Below are 19,249 nucleotides of genomic sequence, written 5' to 3' on the forward strand. Positions count from 1 at the left end.
GTGCTGATGTGGCTCACTCTCACTCGATACTGGGGTACCTGGTGAAGAAGTCACGCATAGCGCTGCCGTTCATCGCCCTCTTCGCGACGGCATTCGCCGTCCCCGCCGATCCCCTGAAAGCGCCGCTCGGCACCCCGCCGGTCGAGGCCGCGCCCGCCGCGTCGTCGGCCCGCGAAGGGCCGGCCTTCGCCGCCGCGAACCCCGACGACGGCCTGGTCACCGGCAGCGCCACCACCGAGGTCGCCCCCGGGCTGAACCTCACCCAGTTCGACCGGTTCGACCCGGCCGGCTGGATCCGCGGCGACACCCTCGCCGTCGACCTGGGCGGCAAGGTCCTCAAGCCGGCGTACCTGAGCCCCGGCACGGTCTCCGCGCGCACGCCCCTGTCGCAGCAGCTTGCGCGGACGGGCGCGGTGGCCGGCGTCAACGGCGACTTCTTCGACATCAGCGCCACCGGCGCGCCGATCGGCGTCGGCATCGACCGCGGGCAGCTGCAGGCCGCGCCCGCCGCCGGGCACAACCTCACCGCGTCGATCACCGACGCCGGCAAGGCCGCTTTGGCCTCCGTCTTCCTCGACGCCACCGTGACGCTGCCCGGCGGCGTCGTGCGGGCGACCAACTTCAACAGCCCGGTCCTGGGGGTGGACGCGATCGGCGTCTACACACCGTTGTGGGGCGCCTCGGACCGCCGGACGTCGGTCGCGGGTGCCTCCCGGGTGCGCGAAGCCGAACTGCGCGACGGCGTGGTCACCGCCGTGCGCGAGCAGCCCGCCGACGGCCCGATCGCGGCCGGGACGACCGTCCTGCTGGCCCGCGAAGCCGGCGCGGACGCGCTCGCCGGGCTGCAGCCGGGTGACGCGGTCGGCGTCACCTACGCGCCGCGCTCGGACGCGGGGAAGATCGCGGTCGCGGTGGGCGGCAACGAAATCCTGCTCCGGGACGGTGTCGTGCAGCCGGTCGACGACGTCGCCATGCACCCGCGGACCGCGGTCGGCTTCTCCGCCGACGGCCGGCGGATGTGGCTGGCCACCGTGGACGGACGGCAGGCCGACAGCCGCGGGATGACCGAGCTCGAACTGGCCCGGCACATGAAGAGCCTCGGCGCCGACGACGCGATCAACCTCGACGGCGGCGGCTCGTCGACGCTCCTCGCCCGCACCGAGGGCGAAGCGGCGCCGAGCGTCCGGAATTCGCCGTCCGACGGCGGGGAACGCCTGGTGCCCAACGGAATCGGCTTCACGACCGTGCCCGGCAGCGGCCGGCTGGCCGGCTTCGCGCCGGCGCCCGCGGTGGCGGCGGACGGCGCGGACCGCGTGCTGTCCGGGCTGACCCGGCACCTGGTCGCCGACGGCCACGACGAGACCGGCGCCGCGGTCGCCGCCGACCCGCGCTGGAGCACGTCGGATCTCCGGCGGGCCACCGTTACGCACGGGGTCGTCACCGGCCACCGCGCGGGGTCCGTCGAGGTCGTCGCGCGCTCCGGCCGGGCGTCCGGGAAGACGGCGCTTTCGGTGCTGGGCAAGCCGGTCCGGCTCGGCACCAGCACCGAGCAGGTCGCGCTGTCGGGCGTGGGCGCGAAGAGCATGTTCGAGGTCTACGGCTACGACGCCGACGGCTACGGCACCTGGCTCGAACCCGACGACGTCAAGCTGGACTACGACCACTCGGTCGTCCGGATCGAGCCGTCGGGGGACGGGTACGCGGTGACGGCGCTGACCGCGTCCGGTGCCGCGGCGATCACCGCCTCGGCGGCCGGCCTGACCACGCACCTGGCCGCCTCGGTCGGCACCGTGGCGCGGATCGCGTCGCCGCTGGACGGTCCGGCCGGCTGGACGGCGACGGTGTTCCCGGCGGTCGTCGGCGCGGCGCTGTCGGCGGCACCCGGCCGCGACGGCGGCGCCGGGCTCGCGCTGGACTACCGGCTCACCGGCACGACGGCCACGCGCGCGGCCTACGTGACGCCGTCGAATCCGCTGCCGGTCCCGGACGGCACGCAGAAGATCGGGCTGTGGGTGGACGGTGACGGCAAGGGCGCGTGGCTGCGGGCGGAACTGCGCGACGCGGCGAACGTGGCGTCCATTGTGGACCTGTCGCTGAGCGTCGACTGGACGGGCTGGCGGTACGTCACCGCGGCGGTCCCGGCCGGGCTGCCCGCGGGCCAGCGCCTGGCGCGCTTCTACGCCGTCGAGAACGTGCCCGACCAGCAGTACGAAGGCCGGCTCGGATTCGACGACCTGACGTTCGAGGTGGCGCCGTCGACGACCGTGCCCGCCGACCCCGCCCCGCACGACCCGGCGCTGGTCACGGACGGCGTCCTGGCCGGCGGCCTGCGCGTCGCGGTGGTCAGCGACGCGCAGTTCACCGCGGACGACCCGGCGGGGCCGCTGGTCGCGCAGGCCCGGCGCGCGCTGCGCGAAGCCGTCGCGGCGAAACCGGACCTCGTACTGCTCAACGGCGACTTCGTCGACCGCGGCACGGCACCCGACTTCGTGCTGGCCCGGCGGGTGATCACCGACGAGCTCGACGGCAAGGTGCCCTGGTACTACGTGCCGGGCAACCACGAGGCCGAAGGCGGCAACGGCCTGGCGAACTTCCAGGCCGCGTTCGGCGTCACGCACCGGGTCGTCGACGTGCACGGCATCCGGCTGGTGCTCCTGGACTCCTCCCGCGGTTCGCTGCGGGCGGGCGGGTTCGACCAGGTCCGGCTGCTGCGGTCGGCCCTCGACTCGGCCGCCGCCGACCGGTCGGTCCGCGGGGTCGTCGTCGCCATGCACCACCCGGTGCAGGACCCGGGCCCGACCGGGAACTCGCAGCTCGGCGACCGGAAGGAGGCCACGCTGCTGACCCGGTGGCTGACCGGGTTCGAGCAGTCCTCCGGCAAGCCGGCCGCCGCCGTCGCATCGCACGCCGGGGTGTTCTCGCTGTCCCGGGTCGACGGGGTGCCGTACCTGGTCAACGGCAATGCGGGCAAGGCACCGGCGGCCGCGCCGGGCGACGGCGGGTTCGTCGGCTGGACGCTGCTGCGCGTGGACCCGGCCGACCGCGCCGAGCCGGTGCGGTTCGAGACGCGGCCGAACGTCGACTCGCTGACGCTGACCGGGCCGTCGTCGCTGGCGCCCGGCGAGCGCGCGCAGGTGCGCGCTTCGGTGCGGCAGGGGACGCGGGACGTGCCGGTGTCCTACCCGGTGAGCGCGGACTGGCAGGTCGGCCGGGGCGTCGTGGCGTTCGACCCGGCTTCGGGCGTGCTGACGGCGTTGCGGCCCGGGGTGGCGCGGCTGTCGGTGCAGGTAAACGGGGTCTCGCAGACTCTGGTGGTGACGGTCCGCGGTTAATCCGCTCGGTTTTTGTCGGTGGTGGGTTCTATGGTGCGGAGCGTGGACGATTCGGAGGACCGGGAACCGGCTTTGGTGCAGGCCAAGGCCCTGGTGAAGCGCTTCGGCGAGTTCGAGGCCGTGCGCGGGATCGACGTCGAGGTGCGGCGCGGGGAGGCGTTCGGCTTCCTCGGCCCGAACGGCGCGGGCAAGTCGTCGACCATGCGGATGATCGCGTGCGTCTCGCCCCGCACCGACGGCGACCTGCGCGTGCTCGGGCTGGACCCGGAGGCCGCCGGGCCGCGGATCCGCGCGCGGCTGGGCGTGGTGCCGCAGCAGGACAACCTGGACGTCGAGCTGACGGTCCGGGAGAACCTGCTGATCTACGGCCGCTACTTCGGGCTGTCCCGGGCGGCGGCCCGGCGCAAGGCCGAGGAGCTGCTGGAGTTCGCCCAGCTGGGTGACCGGGCCGACGACAAGGTCGACCCGCTCTCGGGCGGCATGAAACGGCGGCTGACGATCGCGCGGTCGCTGGTCAACGACCCGGAGCTGCTCCTGCTCGACGAGCCGACGACGGGGCTCGACCCGCAGGCCCGCCACCTGCTGTGGGACCGCCTCTTCCGGCTCAAGGCCCAGGGCACGACGCTGATCGTCACCACCCACTACATGGACGAAGCCGAGCAGCTGTGCGACAGGCTGGTGGTGATGGACCACGGCCGCATCGCGGCGGAGGGTTCGCCGGCCGAGCTGATCCGGCGGTATTCGACGCGCGAGGTGGTCGAGCTGCGGTTCGCCCCGGGCGAGCAGGTCGCGGCGGCCCAGCAGGTCGAGGGGCTCGCGGAGCGCGTGGAGGTGCTCCCGGACCGGGTGCTCATGTACAGCGACGACGGCGAGGACACCCTCGAGCACACCCATTCCCGCGGGGTGCGGCCGTTGTCGAGCCTCGTGCGCCGGAGCTCGCTGGAGGACGTGTTCCTGAGGCTGACCGGCCGGACGCTGGTGGACTGATGGCGACGATCGCGACCGGCCGCGTGGTCGGCAAGTGGCACGGCGCCTGGCTGCGCGTCGAGGGCTACTGGACCTGGTACCGCCGCCACTGGGTGTCCACTTTGTACTCCACCGGCCTCCAGCCGGTGCTCTTCCTCGCCGCGATGGGGCTCGGCTTCGGTTCGCAGGTGCGGCCCGGCGCGGTCACCGGCGGCCTGTCCTACCTGCAGTACATCGCCCCCGCGCTGCTGGCCGCCGGGGCCGCGCAGCAGGCCGTCGGCGAGTCCAGCTACCCCGTGCTGTCCGGCTTCAAGTGGCAGAAGGACTACCTGGCCGTCACCGCCACCCCGGTGTCGCCGGGCCAGGTCTTCGGCGGCCACCTGATCTGGTCGGCCCTGCGGCTGACCCTCGCGGGCGCGATCTACGCCCTCGTCGCGCTGTTCTTCGGCGCCTGGACCGGGCCGGGCGTGCTGCTGGTCGTCCTGGCGGGCACGATCACCGGGCTGGCCTGCACCACGCCGATGGCCGCGCTGGCCGCCCGCACCTTCGACGAAGGCCAGCGGTTCGGCCTGATCTTCCGCTTCGTCGTGATGCCGATGACGTTGTTCTCCGGCACGTTCTTCCCGATCTCCCAGCTGCCGGCCGCGATCCGCTGGCTGGCCTGGATCTCCCCGCTGTGGCACGGCACGCAGCTGGCCCGCGGCCTCGGCATCGGCGGGGTCGGCGGCTGGGCGCTGCTCGGCCACTTCGCCGTGCTGGCGGGGCTGTTCGCGGCCGGGTGGGTGCTCGCGCACCGGGCCTTCTACCGGAGGCTGGTGGTCTGATGGCGACCGTCGAAACCCGTGCCGGGCTGCTCTTCCGCGTGCTGCCGCCCGGGCTGTACGCGGGCCGCGCGCGCATGCTCGTCGAACGCTCGGTCATGGTGTACCGCGGCAGCTGGCTGATCTTCCTGTCCGGCGCGGTCGAGCCGTTCCTCTACCTGCTGGCGTTCCAGCTAGGCTTCGGCCGGCTGGTCACCGAGGTGACCGGCCCCGGCGGGCAGCCGATGAGCTACGTCGCCTTCGTGGCGCCCGCACTGCTGGCGACGTCGGCGATGAACGGCGCCGTCTTCGAGTCGACCTACAACCTGTTCTTCAAACTGCGCTACGCCAAGCTGTACGACGCCATGCTGGCCACCCCGATCGGCCCGCTCGACGTGGCCCTCGGCGAGATCGGCTGGGCGATCACCCGCGGCGGCATCTACGCGGTGGCGTTCCTGGCGATCGCGGCGGCGATGGGCCTGCTCGCGTCGTGGTGGGCGCTGCTGATGGTCCCGGCCGCGCTGCTGGTGGGCCTGGCGTTCTCGGCGATCGGCATGGCCCTGGTGACGTTCCTGCGGTCGACCGCCCAGTTCGACTACATCCAGCTGGGCCTGACCCCGATGTTCCTCTTCGCGACGACGTTCTTCCCGCTGTCGGTCTACCCCGAGCCGCTGCAGTGGGTGGTCCGCTGCCTGCCGCTCTACCACGCGATCGAGCTGATGCGCGGCCTGGCGACCGGCATCCTCTCCGGCGGCATGCTGGTCAACCTGGCCTACCTGCTGGTGCTGGGCGCGGTGGGGCTCTGGGCCTCGACGCGGCGGATCGCGAAGCTGCTCCTGACGTGACGGCGGCGGGTCAGCGCGCCGGATCCGGCCGGCCGGCCGGGACAGCCGCGGCGGCCGGCGCGTCGACCATCCCGTGCCCGTAGAACCCGTTGTAGCCCTCGTACCCGGCGCAGTACGCGTCCTGGAGCCCGTCGCCGGTCAGGTCGTAGTCGGCCGGGCAGGGCATCGGCATCGCCTGCGCGTCGAGCGTGCGCCGCAGCTGCCGCGGGCCGGCCTTCTCCGCGGCCGACGCCAGCAGGGCCAGCACGCCGGTGACGTGCGGCGCGGCCATCGACGTCCCGCACAGCGGGGCGTACCCGCCGGGCACCGTCGAGAGCACGCACTGACCCGACTCCCCGCCGGGCGCGGTGATGTCGATCACGCCCAGCCCGTACGAGCTGTAGCCCGCCTTCACCCGGTCGGCGCCGACCGCGGACACCGCGACGACGTCCCGCAGGGCGGCCGGCAGGGCTTCGCAGCCGCTGCCCGCCCCGGGCGAGCCGGAGCGGGCCGACGGCGTCAGGTCGACCGCCTCGTTGGTCGCCGCCGCGACGTTCAGCGTCCCCGCCGACGTGCTGTATTCGACCGCCCGGGCCAGCACCTCGTGGACGACGCCGCGGTCGTTGCCGCGGATGCACGACAGCGTCCACGGGTTGACGAAGAAGCTGCTGTTCGTCAGCCGCATGTGCCGTGACGCAGCCCACATCAGGCCGCACACCGCGGCTTCGGGGTCGGCGTAACCGCGGTCGTCGATCACCTTCACCGACGCCACGCTCACCCCGGGCGCCACACCCGTCACACCGTGCCCGTCGTCGGCCGCCGCGATGATCCCCGCCACGTGCGTGCCGTGCACCGACGTCGTCGGCGCCCAGGCCGGCGGCGAGCGGTCCGGGGCGCCGGTCAGGCAGCCGGCCGAGTCGTCGCGGTCGAGCGCGCCGGCGAGGTCGGGGTGGCCCGGGTCGATCCCGGAGTCGAGCACGCCGACCACGACGTCGCGGTGGCCGCCGTCCCCGCGGTGCGCGCCGATCATCCGCATGTCCCACTGCTGCCCGCTCAGGTCCGTGGCCGGGACCTTCGCGGGGTCGGTCGCGGGCAGCGTCGCCCGCACGGGCTGCGGCCTGACCTCGGTGGCGCGCTGGGCGGCGAGCCGCTCGGCCTGGGCGCTGAACGCCCGGTCCGGCCCGATCCGCCCGCCGAAGCCCGGGTCGCCGGAGGTGGCGACCGCGACGGCGATCTGCGGGTAGTAGACGGTGGTCGCGCCGCAGGCGGCGGTGATCTCCGCGCGGGCCGCGGGCTCGGCGGTGCCGCGGTCGAAGGCGACGACGTACCGCAGGACCCGCCCGTGGGCGCAGCCGGGCTCGCCTGCCGCCGCGGGACCGGCGGTGACGCACCCCGAAAGCACCAGGACGGTGCACACGGCCGCCCGCAGGGGCCGCGCCAGCAGGGACACCGGACCTCCCACCGGATGCAGGACCGCGGGTGCCGGCGCGCGAGATCCCGGTCACCCCGAGCCGCACGGTAGCCACCCCGTGCCCGGCGGACAAGCGCTGCGGCCAAGTTCCCCCGGCCGGTGGGTCCGCGGCGCGCCCGGCGGCCGGGCGGAGGTACCGAGTACACCGGAGCGGTCACCCGGTGTGGGATACTCGGGGTGGCCGCTGGGCCGTGGGGCGCACGTGAGAGGTGCTGCCTGCGGCGTTGTGGCCCGGTGATGTGCGTGAACTCCCGCGACGCGCGTCGCCGCCCGTGAACCGGGCGGCTGGACGACGTGGCGGGCGGCCCGGGGGCCGCGAATGCGTTGCGCACGCCGCCGAGCAGACCCTTTGGCCGGGTTGCGTCCCACCGGAAGCGGTGGTGCGGCGCCCGGTCGTCGGGCAAGGATTCCCGCCGCTGGTGACCACCACGGCGGAACGAACAGAAAGGGGCCCCTGCGCGGCCGCGTCCCTGCCGGTGCGAACCGGCAGACGCGCCCGGGGGCGGAGGAGACACATGTCGAACGCGGAAACACCCGCCGAGCACGCCGGCGGGAATCCCGCCACACCCACGAGCGGCCCGCTGGCCGACCTGCCCGCCCGGATCCGGGTGCACGCACTGGCCAAGCTGCTGGAATCGCACAGCCGGGACGTCCTCGCGAAGCTCGCCGAACTGGGCGAAAGCGTCCGCAGCGCGCAGTCGAGCGTGACGCGGGAAGTGGCGCTCAAGGTCGCCGAGGCGTTCGCGCCCGCCGGCACCGGTGACGCGCCCGCCGAGCCGGCGGCGCCTCAGGGCAGCAAGCAGGAGACCCCGCAGCCGGAAGCCCGCGAGGCCGCACCGGCCCGCCCGGCGGTGCCCGAGGTGCCCCAGGTGCCGGTCGCGGAGGCCGAGAAACCGCGCCCGCGGCAGAAGGCCCGCGCGCACCTGCCGGTCTTCGCCGCGCCGTCGCCGGTCTTCCTGCCGCCGGAGCCCGCCGAGCCCGCGGCCAAGCCGGCCCGCAAGCCGGCCGACCCGTTCGCGGAGCCGGCGCGCCCGGAGCCCGAGGTGGCCGAGGAAGAGACCGAGGACACCACCGCGGCCGACGTCGACGCCGGCACCGACGATGACGACGACGCCGGCAGCCGCCGTCGCCGCCGCCGGGGCCGTCGCGGCCGTGGCCGGGGCAAGGGCGCCGACGGCGGCGACGAGACCGCCGACACCGAGGACGACCAGGTCGAGGAGCAGCCGCGCCGCAAGAGCCGCGGCGGGGACGAAAAGCCCGAAGCGGACGCCGAAGAGGCCGAGGACGCGGCCGAGTCGTCTTCGGAGGCCGAGAGCGACGCGGACGACGGCGAGGGCGGCAGCCGCCGTCGCCGCCGTCGCCGTCGCCGCAAGGGCTCGGACGGCGACGAGGCCGAGACCACCGACGACCCGCCCAACACCGTCACGCACGTCCGCCAGGCGAAGGCCGAACAGCCCGAGCGCCCGGCGCGCGACGAGGTGCGCAGCGTCCGCGGCTCGACGCGGCTGGAGGCCAAGCGCCAGCGCCGCCGCGACGGCCGCGAGGCGGGCCGCCGCCGCGCCCCGATCCTGTCCGAGGCCGAGTTCCTGGCCCGGCGCGAGTCGGTCGACCGCGCGATGGTCGTCCTCGAGAAGGGCGATTCGACGCAGATCGCCGTGCTCGAGGACGGCGTGCTGGTCGAGCACTTCGTGACGCAGTCGGGCTCCGGCTCGATCGTCGGCAACGTCTACCTCGGCCGCGTCCAGAACGTGCTGCCGAGCATGGAAGCCGCGTTCATCGACATCGGCCGCGGCCGCAACGCCGTGCTCTACGCCGGCGAGGTCGACTGGGACGCCGCCGGCCTGGAGGGCAAGGCCCGCAAGATCGAGCAGGCGCTGTCCACCGGCGACTCGGTGCTGGTCCAGGTGACCAAGGACCCGGTCGGGCACAAGGGCGCCCGGCTGACCACGCAGATCTCGCTGCCCGGCCGCTTCCTGGTGTACGTCCCCGCGGGCGGCGCCACCGGCATCTCCCGCAAGCTGCCGGAGAACGAGCGCCGCCGGCTCAAGGACATCCTCAAGCGGATCGTCCCGGAGGACGCGGGCGTCATCATCCGCACCGCCTCCGAGGGCATCGGCGAGGAGGAGCTGGGCCGCGACGTCGACCGCCTGAAGGCGCAGTGGGACGTCATCAAGGAGAAGGCCGCCGCCGGTTCCGGCAAGAAGGGCGGCGCGCCGACGATGCTCTACGAAGAGCCCGACCTGCTGGTCAAGGTCGTGCGCGACCTCTTCACCGAGGACTTCACCAAGCTGGAGATCCAGGGCAACCGCTCCTGGGAGACCATCAACGGCTACGTCAGCCACGTCGCGCCGGAGCTCGCCGACCGGGTCAAGCGCTACACCGGCACCGGCGACGCGTTCGCCGACCACCGGATCGACGAGCAGATCACCAAGGCCCTCGACCGGAAGGTCTGGCTGCCGTCGGGCGGTTACCTGGTCATCGACCGCACCGAGGCGATGACGGTGATCGACGTCAACACCGGCAAGTTCACCGGATCGGGTGGCAACCTCGAGGAGACGGTGACCCGCAACAACCTGGAGTCGGCGGAGGAGATCGTCCGCCAGCTCCGGCTGCGGGACATCGGCGGCATCATCGTGATCGACTTCATCGACATGGTGCTCGAGTCCAACCGCGAGCTGGTGCTGCGCCGCCTCACCGAGTGCCTCGGCCGCGACCGCACGCGCCACCAGGTCGCCGAGGTCACCTCGCTCGGCCTGGTCCAGATGACCCGCAAGAAGATCGGCACCGGCCTGCTGGAGGCGTTCTCGACGCCGTGCGAGCACTGCAAGGGCCGGGGTGTGCTCGTCTCGACCGAGGTGCAGCGCACCGGCGGCGGCTCGGCGCCGTCCCACGCCCACACCCACGGCGGGAACGGCAACGGTGGCAACGGCGGCGGCAACGGCGGTGGCGGGGAGAAGAGCTCTCGCCGGTCGCGGGGCCGCGGCAAGGGCGAGGAAGCCGCCAAGGAGCAGGCCGAAGCGGCCAAGGCCGAGGTGCACGCGGTTCCGCCGCCGGAGCGGCGCGAGTCGATCGCGTCCGCGGTGGCCGCGGTGGCCAACGCCGCGAAGGCCGCCAAGGACCACGACCACGGCGGGCTGAACGGCCACGGAGCCGTCCCGGAGCCGGCCCGTGAGGTCGCGGACGTCCCGGCGACCACGGAGGCGGACGAGACGCCGGTGGCGGCCGAGCCGGCCGCCGAGCCCGCCCAGGAGGTCGCCGGCACCCCGGTGACCACCGAGGCGGACGAGGTGCCGGTGCCGCAGGACGAGGAGCCCGAGGTCGAGGCGTCTTCGGCGCCGGAGCCGGCCGAAGAGCCGGTCACCGCGTCCGAGCCGGTCGCCGAGGTCAGCGTGCCCGAACCGGCCGGACGCTCCACCCGGCGCCGTCCGCGCCGGGCGGCGTCGCGGCCGGCGGGTCCGCCGGTGCACGCCTCCGACCAGAGCCAGTGAACGACTAGGGGACCCCGGTGCCGACGCACCGGGGCACCCCACGTAACCTGTAGTACGGCCTGCCACCAGAGCAGGTCGCCTGCGCGAGTCCAGGACCACCGTTTCCATCGGGTGGGCCGGTTGCGCAAGCCCCCACCCATTGTCGAGTAATGCAGGAGACTTCCGTGTCGGCGTACGCGATCGTCAAGACCGGCGGCAAGCAGTACAAGGTGGCCGTCGGCGACGTCGTCGAGGTCGAGAAGCTCGAGGGCGAGCCGGGCACCGAGCACATCCTCCCCGCCGTTTTGTACGTCGACGGTGGCGATGTCACCACGGACGCCGACGCGCTGGCGAAGGTCTCGGTCACCGGCAAGGTCGTCGAGCAGACCAAGGGTCCGAAGATCCGGATCCACAAGTTCAAGAACAAGACGGGCTACCACAAGCGCCAGGGTCACCGGCAGAAGCTGACCCGCGTCGAGGTCACCGCCATCTCGCTGTAAGAACTTTCTCCGGATCTTAAGTAAGAAAGAGGACTGGGCTATGGCTCACAAGAAGGGTGCATCCAGCTCCCGCAACGGTCGTGATTCGAACGCGCAGCGCCTCGGCGTCAAGCGCTACGGCGGCCAGGAAGTCAACGCGGGCGAGATCCTCATCCGCCAGCGCGGCACCAAGTTCCACCCCGGCGTCAACGTCGGCCGTGGCGGCGACGACACGCTGTTCGCCCTGGCCGCCGGCGCGGTCCAGTTCGGCGAGAAGCGCGGCCGCAAGACGGTCAACATCGTGCCGAGCGAAGTCTGAGTTCCGGCTTCGACGTAGCTTTCTGAGCGAGGGGTGGGCCGGAATATCCGGTGCCACCCCTCGCTTCTTTATGTGTCCGATCTTCCGCAGGTGAAAGAGGCAAGTCATGGCGTCCCGGTTCGTGGACCGAGCGGTCATCCATCTGACCGCAGGCGACGGGGGCAACGGCTGCGCCTCGGTGCACCGCGAGAAGTTCAAGCCCCTCGGCGGCCCGGACGGCGGCAACGGCGGCAACGGCGGTGACGTCCTGCTGGTCGTCGACCCGAACGTGCACACCCTGCTCGACTTCCACTTCCGCCCGCACGCCAAGGCGGGCAGCGGCAAGATGGGCCAGGGCGGCAACCGCGCCGGCGCGGCGGGGGAGACGCTGGTGATGAAGGTGCCCTCCGGCACCGTCGTGTTCACCGAAGACGGCGAGATGGTCGCCGATCTGATCGGCCCGGGCACCACGTTCGTCGCCGCGCAGGGCGGCCGCGGCGGGCTCGGCAACGCCGCCCTCTCGTCCAAGGCGCGCAAGGCGCCCGGGTTCGCGCTGCTGGGCGAGCCGGGCGAAAGCCGTGACCTGACGCTGGAGCTGCGGTCGGTCGCCGACGTCGGCCTGCTCGGCTTCCCGTCCGCCGGCAAGTCGTCGCTGATCTCGGTGCTGTCCGCGGCCAAGCCGAAGATCGCCGACTACCCGTTCACCACCCTGGTGCCGAATCTCGGCGTGATCACCGGCGGCGAAACGGTGTTCACGATGGCCGACGTGCCCGGCCTGATCCCCGGCGCGTCCGAGGGCAAGGGCCTGGGCCTCGACTTCCTGCGCCACATCGAGCGCTGCGCGGTGCTGGTGCACGTCGTCGACTGCGCGACGCTGGAGCCGGGCCGCGACCCGCTGTCCGATGTGGACGCTCTGGAGGCGGAGCTCGCGAAGTACACGCCGAGCCTCGGCGGGAAGCTCGAAGAGCGGCCGCGCGTGGTCGTGTTGAACAAGATCGACGTGCCGGAGGCCGCCGAGCTCGCCGAGTTCGTCCGCCCGGACTTCGAGGCTCGCGGCCTCCAGGTCTTCGAGGTTTCGACGGCTTCGCGCAAGGGCCTGCGTGAGCTGACGTTCGCGTTGGCCGCCATCGTCGAGAAGTACCGCGAGGCGCAACCGGTGCTGGAGCCGGAGAAGATCGTCCTGCGGCCGCTCGCCGTCGACGACTCCGGGTTCACCGTCGAGCTGGACCCCGAGGAAGAGGGCGCCTTCATCGTCCGCGGCCCGCGGCCCGAGCGCTGGATCCGCCAGACCGACTTCGCCAACGACGAGGCCGTCGGCTACCTCGCCGACCGGCTCAACCGCCTCGGCGTCGAGGACGAGCTGGCGAAGCGCGGCGCCCGGCCCGGCAGCCCGGTCACGATCGGCGACGTCCAGTTCGAGTGGGAGCCGTCGACTCCTTCGGTGGCCGTCCACCTGTCCGGGCGTGGCACCGACGTCCGGCTGGAGCGCACGGACCGGATCGGCGCGGCCGAGCGCAAGGAGGCCCGGCGGATCCGGCGGGCGGGCTCCGGCGAAGACTTCGAGGACGACGAGCTGGACATCGACGAGTGAGCGGCACCCGGGAAGCCATCGCCGCCGCGCGGCGGCTGGTCGTCAAGGTCGGCTCGTCGGCGCTGACGACCGCGGGCAGCGGGCTCGACGTGGCCCGGCTGGACGCGCTGGTCGACGCGATCGCCGAGCGCGTCGCCCGCGAAACCCAGATCGTCCTGGTGTCCTCGGGCGCGATCGGCGCCGGCCTGGCCCCGCTGTCGCTGGGCAAGCGCCCGCGCGACCTGGCGACCCAGCAGGCGGCGGCGAGCGTCGGCCAGCTGGCCCTGGCGCACGCGTACGCCGAGTCGTTCGGGCGGTACTCGCTGACGGTCGGCCAGGTGCTGCTGACCTCCGACGACGTCGTCCGCCGGTCGCACTACCGCAACGCCCAGCGGACGTTTTCGCGGCTGCTGGCGCTGGGCGCGGTCCCGGTGGTCAACGAGAACGACACGGTGGCGACCGAGGAAATCCGCTTCGGCGACAACGACCGCCTGGCGGCCCTGGTGGCCCACCTGATCGGCGCGGACGCGCTGGTGCTGCTGTCCGATGTGGACGGTCTGTACGACGGAGACCCCCGCGACGGTGCGACCCGCAAGCTGACCGAGGTGCTGTCGGAGTCCGATGTGGACGGAATCTCGGTCGGCATGTCCAGCTCGGGCCTGGGCACCGGCGGCATGGTGTCCAAGCTGGCGGCCGCCCGCACGGCGGCCGGCGCGGGCATTCCGGTGCTCCTGGCGGCGGCCTCGGAGGCCGCGGCGGCGTTGACGACGGCGTCCCCGGGCACGGCGTTCGCCCCGGCGGACACGCGCCTGTCGGCCCGCAGGTTCTGGCTGGGCTACGCGGCGGACACGACGGGCAAGCTCCGCCTGGACGACGGCGCGGTGACGGCGGTGGTCCGCCGCCGCAGGTCCCTCCTGGCCGCCGGCATCACCGGCCTGGAGGGCGACTTCCAGGCCGGCGACGTGGTCGACCTGGTCGACGCCCGCGACCGCCCGATAGCCCGCGGCGTGGTGGCCTTCGACGCAACGGAACTCCCGGACCTGATCGGCCGCTCAACCCCGGAGCTCCCCGAGGACCAACGCCGCGAGGTAGTCCACGCCGACGACCTGGTCCCCCTCCGCCCCTAACCCACGAACCGACCCTCCAATCACGCGAGATGCGCTCCCAATCACGCGAGATGCGCTCGCAATCACGCGAGATGCGCTCCCAATCACGCGAGATGCCTCCCCCGCACACCTGTGAGCCCTGCCCGTGCGCCTGTCGCGGCCCCCGCGTCGTCAGCCCAGCGAAACCAGCCGGGCCCCGCCGTCGGCTTCCAGGACCGTGCCCGTCAGGTTCCGGTTCGTCGCGGCCAGCGTCACCACCTCCGCCACGTCGTCCGCCGTCGCCACCCGGCGGGCCGGGGTCGAAGCCGCCGTCTGCGCGAAGAACCCCTCCCGCAGTTCCGCCGGGAACCCGCTCCACCACGCCGTGTCGACCACCCCCGGCGACACCGCGTTCACCCGCCGCGGCGCCAGCTCGACCGCCAGCGGCTTGACCAGCGCCTCGATCGCCGCGTTCAGCGCCCCGATCCCGGCCGTGCCGGCCATCGCCGCCCGGGCCGTGATCGCGCTGAGCAGGGTGATCGAGCCGTCCGCGGCCAGGTGCGGCAGCACGGCCTGGACCGTCGTCAGGTGCGCCCAGAACTTCGCGTCGAACGCCCGCCGCAGCATGGCCAGGTCCAGCGCCTCGATCGGCCCCATGCCTTCGGTGCCGGACAGGCTCACCACCAGCACGTCGACCGTCCCGAGCGAGCCGGCCAGCGCGGCCATCGCCGTGGCGTCGCCGCCGTCGGCCTGATGGCCGGTCAGGTCCGGGTCGCTCAGCGCGACGTCGTCGAGGCGTTCCTTGCCACGTCCGGTGACGTGGACGTCGTAACCCCGCTGCCGAAGCCGCCGCGCGGTCGCCAGGCCGATGCCCGACGTGCCGCCGGCGACGAGAGCGATGCTCATGCTTGTTCCCCATTTCGAACCGGTACGTCTCGTTTCGAAATCGACGCTACCATCGGAACCCATGACCGACCAGTCCCGCCCCGGCCGCAAGCGCAGCGAGCAGAGCCGTCTGGCGATCCTCGCCGCCACGCTGGAGCTCGTCGCCGAGAGCGGCTACGGCGCGCTGACCATCGAAGGCATCGCCGCGCGTTCGGGCGTCGGCAAGCAGACGATCTACCGCTGGTGGCCGTCGAAGGCCGACGTCCTGCTCGACGCGCTCGCGACGAAGGCGGACCTGCAGATCCCCATCCCCGACCAGGGGTCCTTCCGCGCCGACCTGGCCCGATTTCTGGACAGCACCTTCGAACTGGGCGGGAAATCTCCGGTCGCGGACACGCTTCGCGCGCTGATGGCGCAGGCGCAGATCGACCCCGAGTTCGGCCACCGCTTCCGGGCGGACTTCCTCCTACGCCGCCGCGACGCGCTCGGCACGCTCGTCGACCGCGCCGGCGAACGCGGCGAACTCCCGGCCGGCGTGCCGCCCGGCACGGTGCTCGACGTCGTGTTCGGCACGCTCTGGTACCGGCTTCTCGCCACGCGCGAGCCGGTCGACCGCGGCTTGGCCGGCGAGCTGGTGACGCTACTGGCGGATCACGGCGCCTCGACCGCCGAAATCCGGTAGCGCGCCACCGACGCACCGAGAATCTGCGCCGCCTGCTCGTCCGACGGCCCGGACCCGCGGAAGCGCGCCAGGTCTTCGTCGGACTCCCAGCGCTCGTACACCGTGACCCGGCCGGCGTCGAGCAGGTCGGCACCCAGCGCGTACTCGAGACACCCCGGCGCCTCGCGCGCGAGACGCACGGCTTCGGCGCAGTCCTCGAGATAGGCGTCGCGCGCTTCGGGGGCGACGGCGAGCCAGCCGGCCACGATGATCATGCGTGTTCTCCCGTCAGAGCCGTTCGGGTGCCTCGATGCCGAGCAGTGAAAGCCCGAGCGCGAGCGTCCGCGACGTCACCACGGTCAACCTCAACCGCGAAGCGCGCAACTCCGGCGAAGCCGCCTTCAGCACCGGACATTCCTCGAAGAACCGCGAGAACGCGACCGCGGTTTCGTACAGGTACGTACACAGCTTGTGTGGCGCGTAGCCGCTTGTCGCCGCCTTCAACGCTTCGCCGAACCGAAGCAGCTTCAGCGCCAATGCCCGCTCCGCCGGAGCTTCGAGCACGACGTCGTTGCCGTCCGGCAGACTGCCCGCCTTCCGGAGGATCGACTGCGTCCGCGCGTGGGCGTACTGGAGGTACACCGACGTGTTGCCTTCCTTGGCCAGCATGCGATCCCAGACGAAGACGTAGTCGCGTTCGCGGTCGCCGGACAGGTCGGCGTACTTCACCGCGCCGATGCCCACGGCGTGGGCGACCCCGGCCTGGCCCGCCGCGTCGAGCTCACTGCGTTCGGCGACGACCGCGGCGGCCTGCGTCACGGCTTCGGTGAGCAGGTCGGCCAGCTTGACGGTCTCGCCGGCCCGGGTCCGCATGGCCTTGCCGTCGGCGCCCAGCACCGTGCCGAAGCCGATGTGCTCGGCGTGCCCGGTCAGCCAGCCCGCCGCGCGGCAGGCGGCGAACACCATCGCGAAGTGCTGCGCCTGCGGCGTCCCGACGACGTAGAGCAGGTCGGTCGCGCCGCGCTCCGACGTCCAGTACCGGACGGTCGCCAGATCCGTGGCGGCGTACCCGTAACCCCCGTCGCGCTTGCGGACGATCAGCGGCAGCCGGTCGCCTTCGCGGTTGCGGAACCCTTCGGGGAACACGCAGATCGCGCCGTCGCTGACCTCGGTCAACCCGGCGCCCTCGAGGTCGTCGACGACGGTCGCGAGGTACGGGTTGTAGAAGCTCTCGCCGTAGATGTCCTGGTCGGTCAAAGAAATGCCGAGCAGGGCGTAGACGGCGTTGAAGTGGCGTGTCGACTCGTCGACGAGCTCCTGCCAGACGGCGAGGGTGTCTTCGTCCCCGCTCTGCAGCTTGACGACGCGGGTGCGCGCCCGCGTCGCGAACGCTTCGTCGGTGTCGAACTTCCGGCGCGCTTCACGGTAAAAAGCGTCGAGGTCGGCGATCGCGCGTTGCCCCGCGGAGACGTCGAGGAGGTGCTCGATGAGCATGCCGAAGGGTGTGCCCCAGTCGCCGAGGTGGTTGTGCGGCAGCACTTCGTGCCCGGCGAACCGCAGCAGGCGGGCGAGCGCGTCGCCGATAACGGACGAGCGCAGGTGCCCGACGTGCATTTCCTTGGCCACGTTCGGGCTGCTGTAGTCGAGCGCGATCCGCCGGGGCGCCGTCGTTTCCGGCACGCCGAGCCGCGGATCGCCGAGCAACGCGCCGGTGCGCGCGGCGAGCCAATCCGTGCGCAGCACGAAGTTGAGGAAGCCCGGCCCGGCGACGTCCGGCGGATCGGCGATCCCGTCGAGCTCCAGCGCTTCGGCGATCAGCCCGGCGACCTCGCGCGGCGGCCGGCCGAGCCGCTTGCCGAGGCTCATCGCGAGGTTGGCCTGGTAGTCGACGCCGTCCCGCGGCGACGCTTGGATCAGCGCCTGCTCAGCTGTCAGTTCGACGCCGAGGGCCCGGCCGGCGGCGGTCACCACGCGGCGCGCCAGCTCCTCGGTAACGTCGGCGGTCTGCACGGTGTCCCTCCTTCGGCTCGGGTTGCGGAAGGGGGCAGCGTAGCGAGCGTGACCGGCCGATGACGAAGGGTTTACCGCAGCTCGCTGCCCCGGGTTTCCGGCAGCGTGAGGATCACCGCGAACGCGATCGCGGCCCCCGCGGCGACGTACCAGAAGTAGAGCGTCGGCGACACGGCACCGAACAGGGTGATGAGCAGGGGAGCGGTGCCGCCGAAGATCGCGACGGTCAGGTTGTACCAGGCCCCGATGCCCAGCCCGCGCAGTTCGGTCGGGAACAGCTCGCTCATGATGGCCGGCGCGATCGACGTCATCGCCGTGTACAGGCCGAGCCCGACGCAGAACACGACGAGCAGCCCGCCGACACCCGGACCGATCAAAGTGGACAGCGGGACGACGACGACCGCGGTCGCCCCGGACCAGACGAGCAGCTGCGGCTTCCGGCCGAACCGGTCCGACAACGCCCCGAGCGGGTACTGCAGTGCGATGAACAACGCGGTGCCGACCGAAAGTGCGAGGAAGACGGCGTCCGCGCCGGCGTGCCGGTTCTTCACCGCGAAGGACGTGAGCGCGCTGAAGAAGGTGTAGTAGCAGAGGGTCGAGAGCATCGTGAAGCCGACGAGCCGGCCGACGGCCTTCGGGTGGTGGGTCAGCGTGGTCAGCAGCGGCCGTTCGATCTTCCGCGCTTTGGCCTTGGTCTGCTCGAACAGCTCGGTCTCGGCGATGCTGCGGCGCAGCCACAGCCCGACCAGCCCGAAGACGCCGCCGAGCAGGAACGGCAGCCGCCAGCCCCACGAGGCGAGCTGCGCCTTGTCCAGCGTCCGGGCCAGCACGAAGCCGAGCACGGTCGCGACGAGCACCGCCGAACCGGTCGAGATGTAGAAGAACGCGGAGTACCGGCCGCGCCGCGCGGGCGGCGCGATCTCGCCCAGGTAGGCGGACGCGTTCGACACCTCGCCGCCGAGCGACAGCCCCTGCGCGACGCGGGCGAGCAGCAACAGGATCGGCGCGAGCCAGCCGACCTGCGCGAACGTCGGCAGCAGCCCGATCGCCACCGAGCCGCCGGCCATGAGCACGATGGTGAGGATCATGGCGGGCTTCCGGCCCCGGGTATCGGCGAAGCGCCCGAGCAGGACGCCGCCGAGCGGCCGGAAGAAGAAGGCCAGCGCGTAGGTGGCGAAGGTGTTGATCAGCGCGAGGGTGTCGTTCCCGGCGGGGAAGAAGGCGCTGGCGAAGTAGATGCTGAACGTCGCGTAGATCGTCCAGTCGAACCACTCCAGCGCGTTCCCGGCGCTCGCCGCGAACAGCTTGCGCACCGGCAGCCGGTGGCGCTGCGAAACCTGGACGGCGGATTCGGTCATGGCGGCCTCCACGTCACCCGAAGGTGCAACGGGACTTTGCCAC

General features: G+C 72.8%; 15 protein-coding genes. 10 read left to right on the plus strand and 5 right to left on the minus strand.

Going from position 1 to position 19,249, the window contains the following annotated elements:
• The first annotated feature begins 41 nt into the window (after nucleotides 1-41).
• The 4 genes from C2L59_RS07545 to C2L59_RS07560 are packed head-to-tail and all read left to right on the plus strand — an operon-like array spanning nucleotide 42 to nucleotide 5,943.
• On the plus strand, nucleotides 42-3,332 hold the full coding sequence (locus tag C2L59_RS07545) for a phosphodiester glycosidase family protein (RefSeq protein WP_370444721.1): 3,291 nt from the start codon (nucleotides 42-44) through the stop codon (nucleotides 3,330-3,332).
• A gap of 30 nt (nucleotides 3,333-3,362) precedes the next feature.
• Nucleotides 3,363-4,319: an ABC transporter ATP-binding protein gene (locus C2L59_RS07550; RefSeq protein ID WP_103348776.1), complete on the plus strand. Its 957-nt coding sequence runs from the start codon at nucleotides 3,363-3,365 to the stop codon at nucleotides 4,317-4,319.
• Nucleotides 4,319-5,122, plus strand: coding sequence for an ABC transporter permease (locus C2L59_RS07555; protein WP_103348777.1), 804 nt, complete (start codon nucleotides 4,319-4,321; stop codon nucleotides 5,120-5,122). The genes C2L59_RS07550 and C2L59_RS07555 overlap by 1 nt, the downstream gene beginning before the upstream one ends.
• On the plus strand, nucleotides 5,122-5,943 hold the full coding sequence (locus tag C2L59_RS07560) for an ABC transporter permease (RefSeq protein WP_103348778.1): 822 nt from the start codon (nucleotides 5,122-5,124) through the stop codon (nucleotides 5,941-5,943). Before C2L59_RS07555 ends, C2L59_RS07560 begins: the two co-directional genes overlap by 1 nt.
• Nucleotides 5,944-5,953: 10 nt before the next feature.
• Here the strand turns inward: C2L59_RS07560 and C2L59_RS07565 are convergent, their stop codons facing one another.
• The gene (locus tag C2L59_RS07565) at nucleotides 5,954-7,372 is read right to left on the minus strand and encodes a S8 family serine peptidase (protein ID WP_103348779.1); all 1,419 of its coding nucleotides are present in this window, start codon (nucleotides 7,370-7,372) and stop codon (nucleotides 5,954-5,956) included.
• A gap of 536 nt (nucleotides 7,373-7,908) precedes the next feature.
• Here C2L59_RS07565 and C2L59_RS07570 point away from each other — a divergent pair.
• The 5 genes from C2L59_RS07570 (at nucleotide 7,909) to proB (ending at nucleotide 14,334) form a co-directional block, all read left to right on the plus strand.
• The gene (locus tag C2L59_RS07570; RefSeq protein ID WP_103348780.1) at nucleotides 7,909-10,881 is read left to right on the plus strand and encodes a translation initiation factor IF-2 N-terminal domain-containing protein; all 2,973 of its coding nucleotides are present in this window, start codon (nucleotides 7,909-7,911) and stop codon (nucleotides 10,879-10,881) included.
• 164 nt (nucleotides 10,882-11,045) lie between these two features.
• Nucleotides 11,046-11,360, plus strand: coding sequence for a 50S ribosomal protein L21 (rplU, locus tag C2L59_RS07575; protein ID WP_003067132.1), 315 nt, complete (start codon nucleotides 11,046-11,048; stop codon nucleotides 11,358-11,360).
• Between the two features lie 40 nt (nucleotides 11,361-11,400).
• Entirely contained in the window at nucleotides 11,401-11,658 is a 258-nt protein-coding gene (gene rpmA / locus C2L59_RS07580) for a 50S ribosomal protein L27 (protein WP_103348781.1), read from the plus strand.
• Between the two features lie 106 nt (nucleotides 11,659-11,764).
• Complete coding sequence (gene obgE / locus C2L59_RS07585; protein ID WP_103348782.1) at nucleotides 11,765-13,228, plus strand: GTPase ObgE; 1,464 nt, start codon at nucleotides 11,765-11,767, stop codon at nucleotides 13,226-13,228.
• Entirely contained in the window at nucleotides 13,225-14,334 is a 1,110-nt protein-coding gene (proB, locus tag C2L59_RS07590; protein ID WP_103348783.1) for a glutamate 5-kinase, read from the plus strand. Before obgE ends, proB begins: the two co-directional genes overlap by 4 nt.
• A 150-nt stretch (nucleotides 14,335-14,484) precedes the next feature.
• Here the strand turns inward: proB and C2L59_RS07595 are convergent, their stop codons facing one another.
• The gene (locus C2L59_RS07595) at nucleotides 14,485-15,198 is read right to left on the minus strand and encodes an SDR family oxidoreductase (RefSeq protein ID WP_103348784.1); all 714 of its coding nucleotides are present in this window, start codon (nucleotides 15,196-15,198) and stop codon (nucleotides 14,485-14,487) included.
• Between the two features lie 61 nt (nucleotides 15,199-15,259).
• On the opposite strand from C2L59_RS07595, the gene C2L59_RS07600 reads away from it, so the two are divergent.
• Nucleotides 15,260-15,859, plus strand: coding sequence for a TetR/AcrR family transcriptional regulator (locus C2L59_RS07600; RefSeq protein WP_103348785.1), 600 nt, complete (start codon nucleotides 15,260-15,262; stop codon nucleotides 15,857-15,859).
• Here C2L59_RS07600 and C2L59_RS07605 read toward each other — a convergent pair.
• The 3 genes from C2L59_RS07605 to C2L59_RS07615 form a co-directional block, all read right to left on the minus strand.
• Nucleotides 15,829-16,113, minus strand: a complete 285-nt coding sequence (locus tag C2L59_RS07605) for a putative quinol monooxygenase (RefSeq protein WP_103348786.1) — start codon at nucleotides 16,111-16,113, stop codon at nucleotides 15,829-15,831. The two genes, C2L59_RS07600 and C2L59_RS07605, sit on opposite strands and share 31 nt — an antisense overlap.
• Before the next feature lie 13 nt (nucleotides 16,114-16,126).
• Nucleotides 16,127-17,848 carry an arginine--tRNA ligase gene (gene argS / locus C2L59_RS07610; RefSeq protein WP_103348787.1) on the minus strand — a complete coding sequence of 574 codons (1,722 nt, stop codon included), beginning with the start codon at nucleotides 17,846-17,848 and terminating at the stop codon, nucleotides 16,127-16,129.
• 71 nt (nucleotides 17,849-17,919) lie between these two features.
• Nucleotides 17,920-19,206 (minus strand): MFS transporter, encoded by a 1,287-nt coding sequence (locus C2L59_RS07615; protein ID WP_103348858.1) that lies wholly within the window; start codon nucleotides 19,204-19,206, stop codon nucleotides 17,920-17,922.
• Between the last annotated feature and the right edge of the window lie 43 nt (nucleotides 19,207-19,249).

The sequence above is a fragment of the Amycolatopsis sp. CA-128772 genome, assembly GCF_002904295.1.
Taxonomy (GTDB): domain Bacteria; phylum Actinomycetota; class Actinomycetes; order Mycobacteriales; family Pseudonocardiaceae; genus Amycolatopsis.